Below are 17,972 nucleotides of genomic sequence, written 5' to 3' on the forward strand. Positions count from 1 at the left end.
ATTTTATGAGGAGCGTTTATACCATGAAAGAAAATTTTGATTTCTTAATGCCAAGTGTTAACTTTTTTGGTAAGGGTGTCATTGAAAAGATTGGCGATCGTGCCAAGATGTTGAACATGAAGAAACCTTTGATCGTTACGGATTCATTCTTGCGCGGCATGGACAATGGGCCAGTTGCTCAAACCTTAGCTTCACTGGACGCTGCCGGCGTTGACTACGCTATTTACGATGGTGTAGAACCAAACCCTAAAGTTCGCAACATTAAAGCTGCTAAGCAAGTTTATTTAGATGAAAAATGTGACAGTATTATCACCGTTGGTGGTGGCTCGTCTCATGACTGTGGGAAAGGTACTGGGATCATCTTGACGAACGGTGATGATATCACCAAGTTAGCCGGGATCGAAACTTTGGACAACCCACTGCCACCACTGATGGCCGTTAACACCACTGCCGGGACCGCTTCAGAATTGACCCGTCACTGTGTTATCACTAACGAAGAAACCAAGCTGAAGTTCGTTGTCGTTTCATGGCGTAACATCCCGTTGGTATCATTCAACGACCCAATGTTAATGTTGGATGTACCAGCTGGGTTAACTGCTTCAACTGGGATGGACACTTTCGTTCAATTGATCGAACCATACGTCTCAACCAACCGTAACGAAATCACTGACGGTCAATGTATCCAAGGCATCAAGCTTTGTGAGGAAGCCCTTCGTGACGCCGTAGCCAACGGCCACAACATCGAAGCCCGGACCAAGATGGTTGAAGCTGAAATGCTTGGTGGGATGGCTTTCAATAACGCTGACTTAGGTTACGTTCACGCTATGGCACATCAATTGGGCGGTCAATACGATGCCCCTCATGGTGTCTGCTGTGCCATCCTGTTACCAATCGTTGAAAAGTATAACATCGTTGCTTGCCCAGACCGGTTCGCACAATTAGCTAAGTTCATGGGTGAAAATACCGATGGCTTATCAACTCGCGACGCCGCTGATTTGGCAATCAAGGGCATGCGTCAAATGGCCGACGATGTAAACATCCCACGCAGCATCAAGGCAATCGGTGCAAAGCCAGAAGACTTTGAATTGATGGCTGAAAATGCTTTGAAGGACGGCAACGCCTTCTCTAACCCTCGTAAGGGGACTAAAGAAGAAATCGTGAAGTTGTTCCAGGAAGCTTATGATGCAGAGTAGAGCGTAAAAAAGGGCGGTTAGCCCCCAGAGTATAAGCAAAATAACGATAAGTCCCTGAACTTGGGACTTATCGTTATTTTGCTTATACGGCCGGGGGCTGCCCTTTTTTACGCGTTTCGGCTATATAGAAGAGAACCACGCAAAATTAAAACTAGGTCCCCGAATTTGGGATCTGGTTTTTATTTTGCTTATACGGCCGGGGGCTGCCCTTTTTTGCGCGTTTCGGCTATGTAAAAGAGAACCACGCAAAATAACGATAAGTCCCCGAACTTGGGACCTAGTTATTATTTTGCTTATACGGCCGAGGGCTGCCCTTATTTGCGCGTTTCACCTGTACCAGCAGGCCAAATTAATGCCTCAAATTAAAATTAACCAAGATGCAAAAACAATATACACATATTCATATCACTGTGTATATAAAATTTGACCTTTAAAACTAAAACAAAGCAAATCCCATCACTTTAAACATTTTTAATAACTTTTTTAACATCGTAAGTCCCTGTCATATCAATGATTAAAGGCACATTTAACAAAAACAGTTTTAGCACTCTCGATAAAAGAGTGCTAAATACTTGAAACTTTGACCAATACTGACTATTATATATCTTGCAAGGTTAGATAAGGGTCATCACCAACATCTAACCGAACCTAGATGAAGATTCTGAAAGGGGTTTTTAACATGATGCGTTATTTACCAAATGAGAACACTGTATTTGATCCAATGGACGTTTTTGACGGCTTCGACCAGGACTTCTTTGGGGGCAGTACCACAATGAAGACTGACATTAAGGAAACTGACAATGATTATCAAGTGAAGGCTGAACTGCCAGGATTTAAGAAGGACGGCATTCACGTTGATTACAACAACGACACATTGCGGGTCAACGCAAACCACGATTTGACCAAGGAACACAAGGATGAAAAGGGTCGGGTCCTTCGTCAGGAACGCAGCTCATCCAATATCAGCCGTAGTTTCTATCTGCCAGGCGCTGATGCAAGCAAAATTTCAGCAACATACGATGGCGGAATTCTCAAACTGACGTTGCCAAAGCAGGCACCGGAAGCAGAAGACAGTCACCACATTGATATTAACTAAGGACTAACGCTAACTGACAAACAGGCCCTCATTTAGTATGGGGCTTGGTTAAACTTTGACTTGTATTAGCACTCTAAATGTTAGAATGCTAAAAAATAAACTAACTACAAAATAAACTAACTACAAAAGGGGTTTTAATTATGGCACGTTATTTAATCAACAGAAACAATGATTTTGATCCAATGAACATCTTTAACGAAATGGGCAACTTTGGTCGCAACTTCTTCAACGGCAATACCACGATGAAGACTGACATTAACGAAACTGATAAGGACTACGAAGTTAAGGCTGAACTTCCTGGTTTCAAGAAGGAAGGCATTCACCTTGACTACCGTGATGATACGTTAAGAATCAACGCCTCCCATGATGTTGCCAAGGAAGACAAGGATGAGGATGGCCGTGTCTTACGTCAAGAACGCAGCTCCAGTAACATCACCCGCAGTTTCTATCTGCCAGGTGTTGACCAAGATAACGTCAAGGCAACGTACGATGGCGGTATCTTAACCTTGACTTTACCAAAGGTGACTGAAGATAAGGCCGACACCCACCACATTGAGATTGACTAATCACTATCCGCTAATCAACAAGTAACACACTCATCTAACCTAAACTAAGACACACAAAAGCGCCCGACGATTTCGCCGGGCGCTTTTTGTCGACACTTTATTCGTCGTGTCCTAATGCTTTCGCAACTTATACTGTTTTCCAAGTTCATAAACGAGTTCCGGTTCCCGGCCAGTTCGCTGGTTGCGGTTCATGATGTTGATCATGTCGACCTCGTCTTCCGTCAAATCAAAGTCTAACTGGTAGTTTTCTTTGATTCGTTCAGGGTTAGCTGACTTCGGCACCACTGCCAGACCATTCATGGTGTGCCAGCGTAAAACCAGCTGTGCCACCGACACGTTATGGTGGGCCGCCATCTTTTTAAGCATTGGATCATCCAATACAGCGCCGTGACCCAGTGGACTCCAAGCCTGCGTCACGATGTCGTTTTCCTTGTCGAATTGAACGAGCGGTTTCTGGCTCATGTAGGGGTGGCATTCGACTTGGTTGACTACGGGCATCTCTTCAGCTTGCGTTTTTAACAATTCGAGGTGCGACATTTCAAAGTTGGCGACCCCAATCGACCGCACTTTACCATCTTTTTTAAGTTGTTCAAGCGCCTTCCAGGTCTCAAAAAAGTGCTCGTGGACCGGCCAGTGCACCAGAACGAGGTCCAGGTAGGGGGTCTTTAGCCGGGTCAATGAATCATCGATGCTGGCAATCGCGTTATCGTATCCTTGACTGATTTCAGCGACCTTTGAAGTGATAAAAATCTGGTCGCGGGCAATTCCCAACTTAGTTAACGTATCACCAAGCAGGTCTTCGTTGCGGTAGAGTTGTGCCGTATCAAAGAGTCGGTAGCCGGCCTCGTATGCGGCTTTAATGCTGGTATCCATCAGTTCCGGGGTATTGATCAAGTAAGTGCCTAAACCGACAGTGGGCATTTTTGTCCCGTCGGCGAGTTTAATTGTGTCTAATTCTGCTGTCATAAGGTCATCCTCCATTTGGTTCTTCCTACCCATTATAGCAAACCGCTTTCATTTCTTGGCTTTTATTTAAGACGACAGCATATTTCCGCCAGATTGTGGGAAATTTAGTTACAATATAAGTAGCGAATAATGGACGAGGAGGCGCTGGGATGACACCCACGAATTTAGAAACGGGTTTAACGAACACAGATGTACAGCAACGAATCGCTGCTGGTCAGCAAAATGACCCGGCGCCCTCGTTGACCCGGTCAGTGAAACGCATCTTCAGTGATAATCTGCTGACCTGGTTTAACTTAATTAATGTTTTACTGGCGGCCTTAGTGTTCTTTACGGGCAGCTATAAGAATATGCTGTTCTTAGGGGTGGCGTTTTTCAACACTGCCATCGGTATCTTTCAGGAAATTCGTTCCAAACGGCAAATCGATAAAATGAGTTTTTTGTCGGAAGCCACGTATCAATTAAAACGCGAGGGTAAGCTCATTCGGGTCCACCAAGACGCCATTGTCAAGGATGACCTGATTATGCTTTCTCGTGGTGATCAGCTGCCGGTGGACGCCCATATTGTTTCCACTCAGGGGCTTGAAGTTGATGAGTCACAGATCACGGGTGAGTCCACACCGATTGCCAAGCAGGTGGGCGACCCGCTGACGTCGGGAAGCTTTCTGGTCAGCGGCCAAGCCGTCGCTCAGGTGACCGGGGTCGGCCGCACCAGTTTCATTCGTGAACTATCTAGTGAAGTCAAAACAGAGCACGCCAGCCACAGCCAACTTCTTGATACAATTAATCGCATTATTAAAATTCTAACCATCGTCATCGTTCCTCTTGGTGCAGCGCTGTTCATTTCCAAGATGGTCAACGGCAATTCACTGAATGCCGCTATTTTAGGGACAGTTGCCGGAATGGTGGGGATGATTCCTGAAGGACTTGTCTTGCTGACCTCTGTGTCCCTTGCTGTTTCCGCCATGAATCTCGCCCGGCGTCATGTCCTAGTGCGCGAACTGCCCGCAATCGAAGGCTTGGCCCGTGTGGACGTTCTTTGCTTGGATAAAACGGGGACTATTACCAGCGGCAAACTAAAGTTTGATCAGGTGGTCCCACTTGGCAACACTACTTCGGATGACTTACAAACGGTCACCAGCGGTCTGATTCACGCCATTGGTGACGAAAATGAAACCGCAACGGCGTTGAAAGATGCCTGGCCGAACCCCAATTGGACGGCCAGCAAAGTGATGCCGTTCTCCTCAGCACGAAAGTGGAGCGGAGCGGAGTTTGACACTGGCGCGTACGTACTGGGGGCACCGGAATTTATTTTGCCGGAACCGGATCCGGAACTGCAAAAACGGGTGCACAAATACGCATCAGAAGGGTATCGGGTATTGTTCGTTGCTCGGGTTAGTCAACTAACGGCGGATGATCTCGGTACTGTGACACCAATGGGCTTGGTACTCATCACGGATGAATTGCGTGAGAATGCCACGAACACGTTTGCTTACTTTGCCAATCAGGATGTCGCTTTAAAGGTCATTTCCGGTGATAATCCCACCACGGTGGCCAGCATTGCCAGTCGCGCCGGTATCGCTGGTTGTGAACACCTCGTCGACATGAGCACGCTGGAAGCGCCCATCGACTACGATCATTTAGCCGCAACTTACACTGTTTTCGGCCGCGTGACGCCCACTCAGAAACGGGAACTCGTCAAGGCTTGGCAGCGGGCTGACCACACGGTTGCCATGACCGGCGATGGTGTCAACGACATCTTAGCGTTGCGCCAAGCAGACTGTGGTATTGCCATGGCCAGCGGAAGCGAAGCAACTAAGAGTATCGCGGACTTTGTGCTGATTGATTCCAACTTTGACGCCATGCTCAACGTTTTGAACGAGGGCCGGCGAGTCGTCAACAACATTGAACGGGTCGCCGCGTTGTACCTGATCAAAACGATGTATTCGGTGGCACTGAGCCTCATTTTTGTCTTCATGGCCAGCAGCTATCCGTTTCAACCGATTCAACTGACACCGATTTCCATGTTTACGGTGGGCATTCCGTCGTTCTTCCTAGCGCTGGAACCCAATCATGAACGGTTAAGTGGTCAGTTTATGAAACAGGTCATGGTCATTGCAGCCCCAGCAGCCATCTGTATTGTTTCTTACATCATGTTTGTGTTTCTGGTCGGCGGCGTGCAACTGCAGATGCCGTACGTGCAAACGTCAACGCTGAGTGTCATGATGACTGGGGCGGTTGGCTTCATGGCCCTGCTGATGTGCGCACGGCCGCTTAACCGGATGAAGATCGGACTTGTGGTCATCATGCTGACGTGCTTCATCCTGGTCTTTGTCTTCTTGGGTCACCTGTTCTCACTGTCCTCCATCTTTAACTTCCGTCTGGCAATGTTTTACTTACCGTTGCTGGTGTCAGTCTACCCGTTCTTTTATGTGGTTCAGGAACTGCTTGGGAAACGGCTATTTAGCCGAATCCGGTGGCGGTGACTGAGCATTTGCCGTTTGGGGTTGAACATGAAGCCTTTCGTTAGCCAATCCCAACTACCATAAGGTGACTATGCAGATCATATAGGATCAGCAAAGTCGCCTGTCGCACTCTTAGTATTGAATTCTAACGAAATAGTCACTACTTTGTATTATCTAGTTTCAAAAACTAGATTGTCGTGTTATCATTAAGACAACGAAACAAAAGGGATGCAGGAAGGGTGACAGACATGGCAGAGTTTGATCAGTATCATCGTTGGGAAAATCAGATTCGCGGGCTGCGGCTACCGCACTGGAGCGAATTGCCGAAATTTGATTTGTACATGGATCAGGTGATTGCTTTTATTAATGATGCGTTGGGGCCGCTTGGCATTGACCCGATGACACCAGCGATGATCAACAATTACGTCAAACACCAGGTGATTTTGTCCCCGGTGAAGAAAAAGTATCAGACAATGCACCTGGCTGATTTGCTGTTGATCGGTCTGCTGAAGCCGCTCTTTAGCACGGATACAATTCGAAACGGCATCGATCAGGTCACGGCGGGGGATTTTCCCAAACAGGCTTATGACAACTTTGTCGATGCCTTAAACGATGCGCTGGCACATATCGGTGAGCAGCACGACGTCAAAACGGCAACCACGCTGAACGAAAAACTCATGCAGGTAGCCATTGACGCCGTGATCAGCCGGATTCAATCTGAGAAGTTGCTGACCATGATTCAAAAACCGGTTCGACGCGTAAAGAAAATCTAAGTAAATCAGGTTAAAGTAAGACCCAACTAATTCCACAGTTAGATGGGTCTTTTTATATGTTGAAAATGAAAATAAAAATCGGCATTTATGAAAATATTTTTTGACTTCGTATTTAGGTTCACAATAAGAAAATAAAAGCGCTTTCATTGCCTGTTTTTCTATGAAAGTGATGTAACTGCTGATATAGCAGTATTGAACATCGATGAGCAAATGACAAAAAAAGTTTTATCAAAACTGTTTACATTAAAAAAATAGGTGTTATAGTAATACATGTGAAAGAGATAACAAACAAGTTTTCATGACGGAGGTCGGAAAATGTTAAAAGAAATGAACCAAGACAAAAACCAAAAAACTACTACTAAGACTACTAAAGAAGAGACCGTAGATCAGATGATCGACCGGTTGACCGCCAACGCACACGATGCACTTTGTGCCATGGATGATTTTTCTCAAGAAAAAGTGGACCACATTGTCCACCAAATGGCAATTGCCGGTCTGGACAACCACATGAAACTCGCCAAGTTAGCTTTTGAAGAAACTGGCCGTGGGGTTACCGAAGACAAAGCCATTAAGAACATGTTCGCTACCGAAGAAATTTGGAACAGCATCAAGAATGACAAAACGGTCGGTATTATCAACGATGACCGCGAACGTCAAATGATTACAGTTGCTGAACCACTGGGCATCTTAGCCGGGGTCACCCCAGTTACCAACCCAACTTCTACTACTTTATTCAAATCATTAATTGCCGTTAAGACGCGGAACCCAATTATCTTTGGTTTCCACCCGCAAGCTCAAAAATCGTCCGTTGAAGCAGCCCGGATCGTTCGCGATGCCGCCGTTGCTGCCGGCGCCCCAGAAGGCGTTATTCAGTGGATCGACAAACCAAGTTTGGAAGCTACCAGCGCTCTGATGAACCATCCAATGGTTGCCTCAGTATTGGCAACTGGTGGTCCCGGCATGGTCAAAGCGGCTTACTCAACTGGGAAACCGGCTTTGGGTGTTGGCCCTGGTAACGGTCCAGCTTACATCGAAAAGACCGCTAACATCAAGCGTGCTGTTAACGATATCGTCCTTTCAAAGACGTTTGACAACGGGATGGTTTGTGCCTCAGAAAACAGCGCCGTTATCGATGCTGATATCTATGACGACGTCAAAAAAGAAATGCAGGACCGCAAAGTCTTCTTCATTAAGAAGAACCAGCAAAAAGCCCTCGCCGAAGCAATGTTTGACGAAAAACGCGGCGGTGTTAAAGGACCGATTCCTGGGATGTCAGCCGTAGCTATTGCTAAGATGGCCGGTATCGACGTACCAGAAGACACCAAAGTTTTGGCCGCTGAAATCAATGTGGTTGGCCCTAAGAATTGGTTGTCAGCTGAAAAACTTTGCCCAGTGATCTCAATCTTCAAGTCAGCTGATCACAAAGAAGGCTTCAGCATCTGTAATGACCTGCTCCACTTCGGCGGTCTTGGTCACACCGCAGCCATCCACACCATGGACGACGATTTAGCTACTGAGTTTGGCATTAAAATGAAGGCCAGCCGGGTCTTGGTCAACACACCATCAGCTATCGGCGGGATCGGTAACATTTACAACGAAATGATTCCTTCACTGACCCTTGGGACTGGTTCATGGGGCAAGAACTCTATTTCCCACAACGTCTCATCATTTGACCTGTTAAACATCAAAACAATCGCAAAGCGGCGGAACAATATGCAATGGATTAAATTACCTCGAGTATACTTTGAAAAGACTTCAGTACGTTACCTCAACTCAATGCCTGGTGTTCAACGCGTGTTCATCGTGGCTTCACCTGCCATGATTTCCCACGGTTACGTTGACAAGGTGCTTGGTGAATTGAAGCGGCGTTCAAACGAAATCCAGTACCAGTTATTCTCAGTAACTGAATCGGACCCAACGACTGACACGGTCGAAAAAGGGACTGAACAGATGAATAACTTCAACCCAGACACGATCATCGCACTGGGTGGCGGTTCTCCAATGGATGCTGCCAAGGGAATGTGGTTATTCTACGAGCATCCAGATGCAAGTTTCTTCGGCGCAAAGCAGAAGTTCTTGGATATCCGGAAACGGACTTACCAGTTAGAAAAGCCAGCTAAGGCGCAATTCGTTGCTATCCCAACCACTTCAGGGACTGGTTCAGAAGTAACACCATTCGCCGTTATCACTGACTCAGCAACGCACGTGAAGTATCCACTGGCCGATTACGCATTGACTCCAGACGTTGCCATCGTTGACTCTCAATTCGTTGAAACGGTGCCAAAGAAGACCGTTGCCTACTCTGGCTTGGACACCTTAACTCACGCCATCGAATCATTCGTTTCAAACATGGCGTCCGACTACACCCGGCCATTGTCACTGCAAGCAATCAAGCTGGTATTTGAAAACTTGACCGCATCTTACAACGGCGATATTGACGCCCGTGAAAAGATGCACAATGCGGCTACTTTAGCTGGGATGGCCTTTGCCAATGCCTTCTTGGGTGTTGACCACTCCATCGCGCACAAACTGGGTGGCGAATTCGGCTTACCTCATGGTTTAGCCATTGCCATCACCCTTCCACATGTTATCCGTTACAACTTTAAGGAACCTCGCAAACTCACAATGTGGCCTAAGTACGAATACTTCCGTGCTGACGAAGACTACGCTGAGATTGCCCGTTACATCGGTTTGACTGGCAAAAACAAGGAAGAACTCAAAGAAGCCTTGGTCAACAAGATTATTGACCTTGCGCACTCCGTTGACACGACCTTGAGCTTAAAGGCTAACGGCGTTGACAAGAAGCACTTTGATGCCTCAGTCGACAAACTTGCCGAACTTGCTTACGAAGACCAATGCACGACTGCCAACCCTAAAGAACCATTGATCGGTGAACTGCGTCAGATCATGATTGATGAATACGACGGTAAAGGCGTTGAAAAATAAATAGTTTTTTAGAAACCACTCCTGCGCAAATGACGGGGTGGTTTTTTTGTGTGTTGGGGCGTGTGCGGGATGTCGTATCGCGGGACAGCATGCCACCCAACTCAATGTTGATAGGCTAATCGTGGTACGATACCGAAATTGGGTGACGAAGCGTCATTCAAGCCAGCCATAATTGCCACTTTGTCTCAAAAAGTCACACTTAATTCACAGAACAGTTACACATTTTTCACTATTTGATGAGAAAATTAATTTAGAAATAAATAATGATTTTGTTTAGGCAAAATTTATGCAATAACGTGGAGATTGTCGTTATTGGTGTTAGTGAATCGGTTTTACAGTTTCTCTAATTTGGCTAAAAGTAACATTCTTCCTAAGAGATGGTGGTATTTAGTGACAAGACGGTGTGAGATACGGTATACTATTACCGTGGTTTTTAGGATAACCGCTTCGATTGACAGGTGTCGTGTGAGGAAGCAACGGTTTGTTAATCTTTTTACAAAGTATGGGCAAATTGGTTGAACAGCTGTCGAAGTGTGTTAAAATAAAGAAAGATTAGAGAACGATTAAAATATATTGAGAGTGGTGGTTAATTGTGGCTGATGCAATTTACTTATTAACCCCGGAAGATAAAAATTTTATATCCCACGTGTGCCGTAATTTAGAGACGTACGCAATGTGGGTCAACGCGTCCGATCATCCAGAAGCCTATCCAGTCATGGAAGATCGAAAGGAGACCGCTGAGTATTTAGTGGATCACTTTTTAAAGGAATATCATTTTGAAGTGACAGATAAGCAACAGATGATTCGAGTTCTGGTAAACGGGGTATTATCAGACTCACCAGTCGATGTCGTGGCGGTCATAAAGGAGATTGCAACGCTGTTGGATACCTACGCAGCAAGCGTTCAATGATTAAAGAGCAAAAGGTTCCAAGTGCAAATTTCTGAATTTGCGCTTGGAACTTTTTGTTTGCGGCAGCGGCGGTTGCTTCAAGCCACCAAAGGGTCTCTCAGCACTGGTGACAGGTAAAACCGCGCGGGGGTTATTCCAGACTAATGATTAATATGCGTGTAAATACTGGAAAGCCCGGATATGTATGGTAAACTTTTCACTATAGAGAAACCGGATTCAAATTGGTTGAACTGTAGAAAGAGAGGGCACCATGCTTAGTTATTTTGCCTTGATCACGCTGGTTAAACTGTCAGGACTCCTGATTCCGTTTATCTGGTATTTGGTGGTCAGTACCAGACGCTGGCGACTATGGGGAATCGTTGCCGTCGTTGTGTTATTTATTGTGAGTTACATCAATACCTACTTCAATTTGCCGGATTTGGCTTACCCATCACTGATCGATGGTTGGTTGATGTGGTTGATTGGTGGATTGATTTTCGTTGCCGTTTTGCGCCGGTTTGTGTTTACCCACGGTGTTGTTAACGAGGGGGCGCCGTCTAGCAAGGATAGCTGGCTGACCAAATTATTACGGCAGTTCGGTATCACCGCCGGCTGGTTGACGAAAATGATTGGGGCTGCCGTGGCAGCGCTGGTCATCTTCTTCATCGTTGGCAGTATTTCACAAGTGATTACGCAAATGAATCCGAAACCATCAGTTGCATCCATTAAAACCGATATCAACAACTCGACGGACACCGCGCCGATGCCGGTTATTAAAGACAACGCTGAGAAGCCTGTGGTTAATGCACCGCAGACCGTTTCAACGGATATGAACAACTCGCTGAACAGTTTTAAGAATTCGAACGTCTACGATTTAAATTCAATGCGGGTTCAAATGTACAAGGGCAAGATGGTCTACGTTGCGCCCGTTGCGTTTACCGGTGGGTTCTGGCGTTACCTGCACTACCAAAAGGTGCCTGGTTACTTCATGACGAACGCGACCGATAAAAAAGCCGACCCGAAGTTTGTCAGCAAACCAATGCGGTACACGCCCAGCGCCTACTTTAACCGCGACGCCGACCGCCGGATCAGCGCGCACAGCTTAGGGTACACGATGGTCGGCAACACGTCGCAATTGGAAGTTGACAACAACGGGACACCATACTATGTACGGACCCTGGCCAAACCACTGTCGTACTTTAACCGGAACTATGACTATCGGCATTATAAAGTTGCTGTTTTGAATACGGTGACCGGGAAGGTGAAGGTCTATTCGCCAAACAACGTGCCGAAGTTTGTGGACGTTGCGGTGAGTCCAGACTTGGTTGCTAAAGAAATCACGATGTTCGGCAAGTACCGGCACGGGTTCTGGAACGCCACTAGTTTTGGTGGCCACAGCGATGTCATGAAGCCCACGGAAGCCGGGACTGAAGGCGGTAAAAAGCTGACGCCGTACGCTTACAAAGGGCGAATCTATTACTTCTCTGGGATGACGAGTATCAATAACCACCAAAGCTCTGTTTTGGGGTACACCTTCGTTGACGCGCGCACCAACGTGATGCACTACTACAAGGAGCACGGCAACGTCATGACCCCGGAACGGGCGATTTCCTACGCTCAGCAAGACATTAATCCTCAAGACTACAGGGGGACGCTGCCGTTGCTGTACCGGATCTCCGGCAAACCAACCTGGGTCGTTTCCATGCTCGACCGCGATAATAACTCGTTTATGAAATTCGTTTACCTGCAGGCCGATGGCAACAACCAGAGCGGCACGTACGCTGTGGGTGACGATGCAACGAGTACGCTGGCCCTGTTTGAACAACGGACCGGTATTAAATCCACAGCCGCCACGCCAAAGGTGACGGGGAAGACGATTTCGGGCACTGTTGAACGGGTGGTCAAGCCGGATGACAAGCAGATCTTGTTCATTTTGAAAGGCGATAGCCACGTCTACCGGATGGATACCACATCAAAGAGCTTCAAGCCAATTTACCAGTTCGTGCAAGCGGGCGACAAGGTCAGCTTTAAGGCTACGGCCACGACAAAGACCCAGCTGGCAACGGCTAACGTTGGTCTGGATACGTTTAAGAATAGTAGTTTGAGTAACTAAAACGGTTACGCTATTTGACAGGCTGGCAATGAAACAGGGCTAGTTTCGCGGACGGTTTCATTGTGGTGCCTTATCTTGACGGGCATCATGTGCAATTTTAGATGACAGGCCAAGACCGATGAACGCCACATCAATCGTAAAAAAAGGTACCAGGCACTCGCTTTGAGTGACTGGTACCTTTTTGTGTACATAAATTATTTAGCAGCCGCATCAGCAGCTTCGATTTCAGCAAGCGTTGGAATTGAAGGATGTGCCCCCATGCGTTGAACGGTGATGGATGAAGCACGGTTTGCGAACCGAATAGCTTCGGGCAGGTTGCTCATATCTTTCTTGAGTTGGGAGCTTAATGCCCCAATAAAGGTGTCGCCAGCAGCGGTTGTATCTACGGCTTTGACCTTGAACGCGTCCACGAAACCGGTGTTGCCATCGGCCGTGTGGTAGAAAGCCCCCTTACTGCCAACGGTGATGATGACACACTTGGCACCCATGGCGTGCATCTTGTCGGCAGCCTTGACCATCGAGGCCTCATCGGTAATTTCAACGCCGGTTAAGGTTTGACTTTCGGTCTCGTTTGGTACGACCAGGTCGCTTACAGCGAGCAGGCTGGCAGGAATCGCTTGGCGGGCGGGAGCCGGGTTTAGGATGGTGACCACGTCGTTGGCTTTTGCAGTCTTAAAGGCGGCTTCTGCAACGTCCAATGGGGTTTCAAACTGGGTGATGATAAAGTCGCTGTCGGCAATCGTGTTTTCCGCGTTCTTAACATCGTCAACGGCAAGTTTTTGGTTCGCACCCCCGTAAACGAGAATCGAGTTTTGACCCTTATCATCCAATAAAATGAAAGCTTGACCGGTTTTAGCGTCCTTGGTGATGGTGACCTGATCAACGTTGATGCCGGATTCTTTCATGGAGTTGATCATGAATTTACCGTTGGTATCGTCGCCAATTTTGCCGATGAAATAGGTATCAGCACCGGCGCGACCCGCTGCGATGCCCTGGTTTGAACCTTTGCCGCCGCCGGCAAAGGACTGGTTATGCATGGCCAGGGTTTCACCAGGCTTTGGTAAACGTGGGATTTCCAGGATCGTATCAACATTTAAGCTTCCAATAACAGTTACGCGGTTGGTCATAGTAGTTAGCCTCTCATTTCATGTTTGTTCAGTAATTGATTAAGGTAAGTAAAACGTTTTACGTATTTCGCACTCCATAATATAACAGATAATGTAAGCCATTTCAACCTTAAACCGATTATTCACAATTAATTATACTGACTCAACCGAAGAAACGCCAGTCGAATGCGATGAGAGTGGGGTAAAAGATGATAATGTGTGCAAAAAAACGACCGCGGTTAAAATTCCGATGGGAATCCATCTGCGTTCGCTTATGTGGCCGAAAAGAGGCTGTTGAAACGGATTATCTATTTTGATGCAAAAAAATCTTCTACTATGTTAACGGGCTGGTTTCCAGTCCCTCAATATTTGGCGCAAGGGTGGTCAAGATTTGACGTGTCTGTTCCACACTGAGTTGGCCCGGGGCCGATTGACTATGGACCGAAGCAAAGGTCAAACAACTGTTGAACGTTTGGCCGGCAATGCGGGTCACGGCACCCAGTGCACCCATGGCCATGGTGATTAACGGCTGGTCAATGGCAGCACTCACTTGGTGCGTGGCGTTCATCAGCGCCAGAACATCGTCGCTGGTTTTTGGCATTACCGCTAATTTCACCACGCTGCCGTGCGTCCGCGCCATGGCGGTCAGCTGATTGACCATGTCGGTCTCAGCCGGTGTGTGGTTGAATTCGTGGTGACTGATGACGGTCCGAACGTGGTTAGAGTCGGCCAACGCAATCAAATTTTTAATTGTATCGGGGTCACGCTGCCATTCAAGATCGATGGCCGTGATTTTAGTTTTGGTTAAAAGCTGTGTATAAATATCGCGATAGTCTGTATCTGCAATCTGGCGTTTGCCGCCTTCAGTTCGGTCACGTAACGTGGCAATGAGTGGTAATTCGCCAAGAATCTCAGTTAATCGGTTGGCCGTTTTCACGAGTTGGTCCAAATCTTCGAGGTTGTTAAGGTAATCCAAGCGCCATTCCACTAAATCGGTGGATGACGACACGACTTCGCCAGCTTGGCCAATGACTTTGGTGACATCAGTGCCAGTGATGGGCACGCAGATCTTAGGCAGGCCGTTACCCAACGTTAAATGTTTAAAAGTTACGGGGGTCATAACTACTGAACTCCTCCTCATCTAATCTAATTATCATTAACGACGATAGCATTTTACCTCCTAAAGTACAAGTGGGCTTGTTTTCAGAAAAATCGACTGAGATGAAATTTGCCAAACAGCATGGTGGTATAATACAATTTAATCCGGTTTTAACATCAAATCGGAAAACTATCGCAACATAATATTTAAGAATTAGGTGACATACATTGGAAGCAACCGAGCAATTAACGACAATTGAACAGTACGCAACCCAACAGCTGGCTGCTGACAAATCAGGCCACGGGTTGGACCATATTAACCGGGTCGTGACGAACGCAAAGATGCTGTTGGCGGAAGAACCTTCAGCTGACTATGTCCTGACCCTTGCCGCGGCATACCTGCACGATGTGATTGACGATAAATTGGTTGACGATGTTCCTGACGCTGAGCAGCACGTTATCGATCTATTAAAGTCGGTTGAAATGCCGGAAGCAAAGATCGAGACGATCATGCTTATCATCAAAAACATGTCCTTCAGCAAAACACTGACGGATGACCAGCAACCATTACCGCTGGAAGGCCAGATTGTTCAGGATTCTGACCGGCTGGATGCTATTGGCGCAATTGGCATCACCCGAGCTATCTACTACGGCGGGCATCACAGCGAGAAAATCTACGACCCGCAAATTGCACCCCGCAAGCACATGACTAAGGAAGAATACCGCAACCTTAACAACGAAACCATCATCAACCATTTTTACGAGAAGTTGTTAAAGTTAGCAGAACAAATGAACACCCCAGTGGCCCAACGGATTGCAAAGAAGCGCCAGCAAACGATGCTGGACTTTCTTGACGCGTTTAAGGGCGAGTGGAATGGGATGAGGTAGAGAGTGTGGAGAAAGGCGGTTAAGGAGTGGAGCATAAGCTGACTCTGGCATAAATTCCCGAACTTGGAATTTGTGCCAGAGTCGGCTTATGTGCAACTCCTTGCCTTTCGGAACACGTTTAGACGCCAAATTAGCAACGTGCAAGAGTTGACCGGGTCTTTAGGCTATATAATTGTGTCGAAGAGAGTGTGCCAGAGTTGCTTATGTGCAACTCCTTGCCTTTCGGAGCACGTTTAGACGCCAAGTTAGCAACGCGCAAGAGTTGACCGGGTCTTTAACCGATATCAGTGCAGAAAACGACGCTAAAGACGCCTAGCCCAACACAACGCGGTTCAAAATAAAGTCTCAAAGAAACTAAAAAAGCCGGGAATTATAAATTCCCGGCTTTTAATATTCCTTATTCTTCCAACAAATCCACAAATTCACCATGAACCAATTTGCACAGTGTTTCGGCGTTCACTTTCACCGACCGGCCGATTTGACCAGAAGAGACAATCAGTTCTCCTTGTTCCTTGGCGGTGTTATCCAAGTAGATCGGATACTTCAACTTTTCCCAGATGCCGATGGGGGTGTTGGCGCCGTGTTCGTAACCGGTTGTTTTAACCAGTTCTTTTAACGGCACCATGCTGACCTTTTTGTTACCGGAAGCTTTGGCGAACTTTTTTAGGTCCAAATGGGTGTCAATAGGGAGGACACCGACTACGGGACCCGTTTCTTTACCGGATGCGACCAATGTCTTGTAGATTGTATGCTGATCCAGCGTGCTTTCGTCAATATCCATTTGCGCAACATCGCCTTCTTCGTGAGTCGCGAAGGATAATTGTTCATACGCAATCTTATTTTTGTCGAGAATTTGTTCGACCAATGTTTTATGTAACCGTGACTTTTTGTTCTTTTTTGACATGGTATCAATTCCTTATCCTATAGTTTTGGTGCAGTCCAAATATATTATTGAATAGAACCAATTTTATTAATAGTGCGTTTCAATGTAGGCGAAACGGTTAAAATCTGTTATACTCGGTGTAACTACAGAATCAAGTTAGTTGGTTGCAAGGAGAAGTCATGAAAGATTTAGTTTATCGAAAAGTGCTGCATGATTTAAAAGCGCGCATCCACGACAATCAGTTTCCTAACAAACGACTACCAGATGAGCGAAGCCTAAGTGAAGCATACAACGTAAGCCGTAGTACAATCAAGCGGGCACTTAGCGTTTTAGCCAATCAAGGCATTATTTTTAAGAAACGCGGGTCTGGCACCTTCATTAATCCGCTGTACATGCGAAACCAGACCATTTTTCACTACGAAGGCACAAATCTGGGGATTACCGACAGCTTTAAAAGCGATGGTCAGACCCAGGGTATTAAGTTACTCTCATTTAAAGTGGTGCCCGCAAGCGAAGACCTGCAACAGGACTTGTTCCTGTCTCAGGGCGATTTCGTTTACGAGATCAAACGGTTGCGGCTGTTTGATGATAAACCGTTCATGATCGAACAGGGGTACATCCCAATTAAGATCGTGCCGGAATTGTCAGAAAAAGTCGTTTCAGGCTCGATTTTTAATTACTTGGAAGACGAGCAGAGCAAAGTCGTTACCAAGTCGTTTATGACAATCAGGGCAGAACCGTCCACGGCGGACGACCAGAAATTGTTGGGCCTGAAGCCAACGGAACCGACCTCCATTATGGAAGGTATTTTCTTCTTGGATGATGGCACCCCGTTTGAAGTGTCGAATATGCGGATGCGTTATGATTACTTTAATTATAATACGTTTGTGACGTTGGACGAGGAGTAGAGTGTGGAGCAAGGCGTTTAAGGGGCGGGGCAGAAGCGACTCTGGGCAGAAAAGTCCGGGTCTGACTTTTGTGCCCAGAGTCGCT

14 protein-coding genes are annotated in these 17,972 nt (G+C 46.8%); 10 read left to right on the top strand and 4 right to left on the bottom strand.

The window, feature by feature from the left end; all coding sequences use genetic code 11:
* Nucleotides 1–23 precede the first annotated feature (23 nt).
* The 3 genes from FC82_RS01090 to FC82_RS01100 all read left to right on the top strand — a co-directional run bounded on the left by FC82_RS01090 (nt 24) and on the right by FC82_RS01100 (nt 2,855).
* A complete protein-coding gene (locus FC82_RS01090) occupies nt 24–1,193 on the top strand; it encodes an iron-containing alcohol dehydrogenase (protein ID WP_056995977.1) in 1,170 nt (389 codons plus the stop codon).
* A gap of 679 nt (nt 1,194–1,872) precedes the next feature.
* Nucleotides 1,873–2,289, top strand: coding sequence for an Hsp20/alpha crystallin family protein (locus FC82_RS01095; protein WP_056995978.1), 417 nt, complete (start codon nt 1,873–1,875; stop codon nt 2,287–2,289).
* 140 nt (nt 2,290–2,429) lie between these two features.
* Nucleotides 2,430–2,855: an Hsp20/alpha crystallin family protein gene (locus tag FC82_RS01100; RefSeq protein WP_054759225.1), complete on the top strand. Its 426-nt coding sequence runs from the start codon at nt 2,430–2,432 to the stop codon at nt 2,853–2,855.
* 111 nt (nt 2,856–2,966) lie between these two features.
* On the opposite strand, the gene FC82_RS01105 is transcribed toward FC82_RS01100, so the two are convergent.
* The gene (locus FC82_RS01105) at nt 2,967–3,821 is read right to left on the bottom strand and encodes an aldo/keto reductase (RefSeq protein WP_056995979.1); all 855 of its coding nucleotides are present in this window, start codon (nt 3,819–3,821) and stop codon (nt 2,967–2,969) included.
* A gap of 149 nt (nt 3,822–3,970) precedes the next feature.
* Between FC82_RS01105 and FC82_RS01110 the strand changes: the two genes are divergently transcribed.
* The 5 genes from FC82_RS01110 (at nt 3,971) to FC82_RS01130 (ending at nt 13,004) form a co-directional block, all read left to right on the top strand.
* Nucleotides 3,971–6,304 carry a cation-translocating P-type ATPase gene (locus FC82_RS01110; RefSeq protein ID WP_054759223.1) on the top strand — a complete coding sequence of 778 codons (2,334 nt, stop codon included), beginning with the start codon at nt 3,971–3,973 and terminating at the stop codon, nt 6,302–6,304.
* 227 nt (nt 6,305–6,531) lie between these two features.
* Nucleotides 6,532–7,056 (top strand): DUF1836 domain-containing protein, encoded by a 525-nt coding sequence (locus FC82_RS01115; protein WP_054759221.1) that lies wholly within the window; start codon nt 6,532–6,534, stop codon nt 7,054–7,056.
* A gap of 315 nt (nt 7,057–7,371) precedes the next feature.
* The gene (adhE, locus tag FC82_RS01120) at nt 7,372–10,002 is read left to right on the top strand and encodes a bifunctional acetaldehyde-CoA/alcohol dehydrogenase (protein ID WP_082620119.1); all 2,631 of its coding nucleotides are present in this window, start codon (nt 7,372–7,374) and stop codon (nt 10,000–10,002) included.
* 592 nt (nt 10,003–10,594) lie between these two features.
* A complete protein-coding gene (locus FC82_RS01125) occupies nt 10,595–10,912 on the top strand; it encodes a hypothetical protein (protein WP_153020948.1) in 318 nt (105 codons plus the stop codon).
* A 250-nt stretch (nt 10,913–11,162) separates the two neighbouring features.
* On the top strand, nt 11,163–13,004 hold the full coding sequence (locus FC82_RS01130) for a VIT1/CCC1 transporter family protein (protein ID WP_054759216.1): 1,842 nt from the start codon (nt 11,163–11,165) through the stop codon (nt 13,002–13,004).
* Nucleotides 13,005–13,198: 194 nt separating this feature from the next.
* Here FC82_RS01130 and rbsK read toward each other — a convergent pair whose 3' ends face one another.
* Together rbsK and aroD are read right to left on the bottom strand one after the other, a co-directional pair.
* The gene (gene rbsK, locus FC82_RS01135; RefSeq protein WP_056995980.1) at nt 13,199–14,131 is read right to left on the bottom strand and encodes a ribokinase; all 933 of its coding nucleotides are present in this window, start codon (nt 14,129–14,131) and stop codon (nt 13,199–13,201) included.
* Between the two features lie 313 nt (nt 14,132–14,444).
* Entirely contained in the window at nt 14,445–15,230 is a 786-nt protein-coding gene (gene aroD, locus FC82_RS01140) for a type I 3-dehydroquinate dehydratase (protein ID WP_054759214.1), read from the bottom strand.
* 206 nt (nt 15,231–15,436) lie between these two features.
* Here aroD and FC82_RS01145 point away from each other — a divergent pair, with 206 nt between their 5' ends.
* Nucleotides 15,437–16,096, top strand: coding sequence for an HD domain-containing protein (locus FC82_RS01145; RefSeq protein WP_056995981.1), 660 nt, complete (start codon nt 15,437–15,439; stop codon nt 16,094–16,096).
* A 397-nt stretch (nt 16,097–16,493) separates the two neighbouring features.
* Here the strand turns inward: FC82_RS01145 and FC82_RS01150 are convergent, their stop codons facing one another.
* Nucleotides 16,494–17,000: an aminoacyl-tRNA deacylase gene (locus FC82_RS01150; protein WP_056995982.1), complete on the bottom strand. Its 507-nt coding sequence runs from the start codon at nt 16,998–17,000 to the stop codon at nt 16,494–16,496.
* Nucleotides 17,001–17,158: 158 nt separating this feature from the next.
* Between FC82_RS01150 and FC82_RS01155 the strand changes: the two genes are divergently transcribed.
* Nucleotides 17,159–17,887 (top strand): GntR family transcriptional regulator, encoded by a 729-nt coding sequence (locus FC82_RS01155; RefSeq protein WP_054759212.1) that lies wholly within the window; start codon nt 17,159–17,161, stop codon nt 17,885–17,887.
* Nucleotides 17,888–17,972 lie beyond the last annotated feature (85 nt).

It is taken from the genome of Secundilactobacillus collinoides DSM 20515 = JCM 1123, from assembly GCF_001435975.1.
Lineage (GTDB): Bacteria > Bacillota > Bacilli > Lactobacillales > Lactobacillaceae > Secundilactobacillus > Secundilactobacillus collinoides.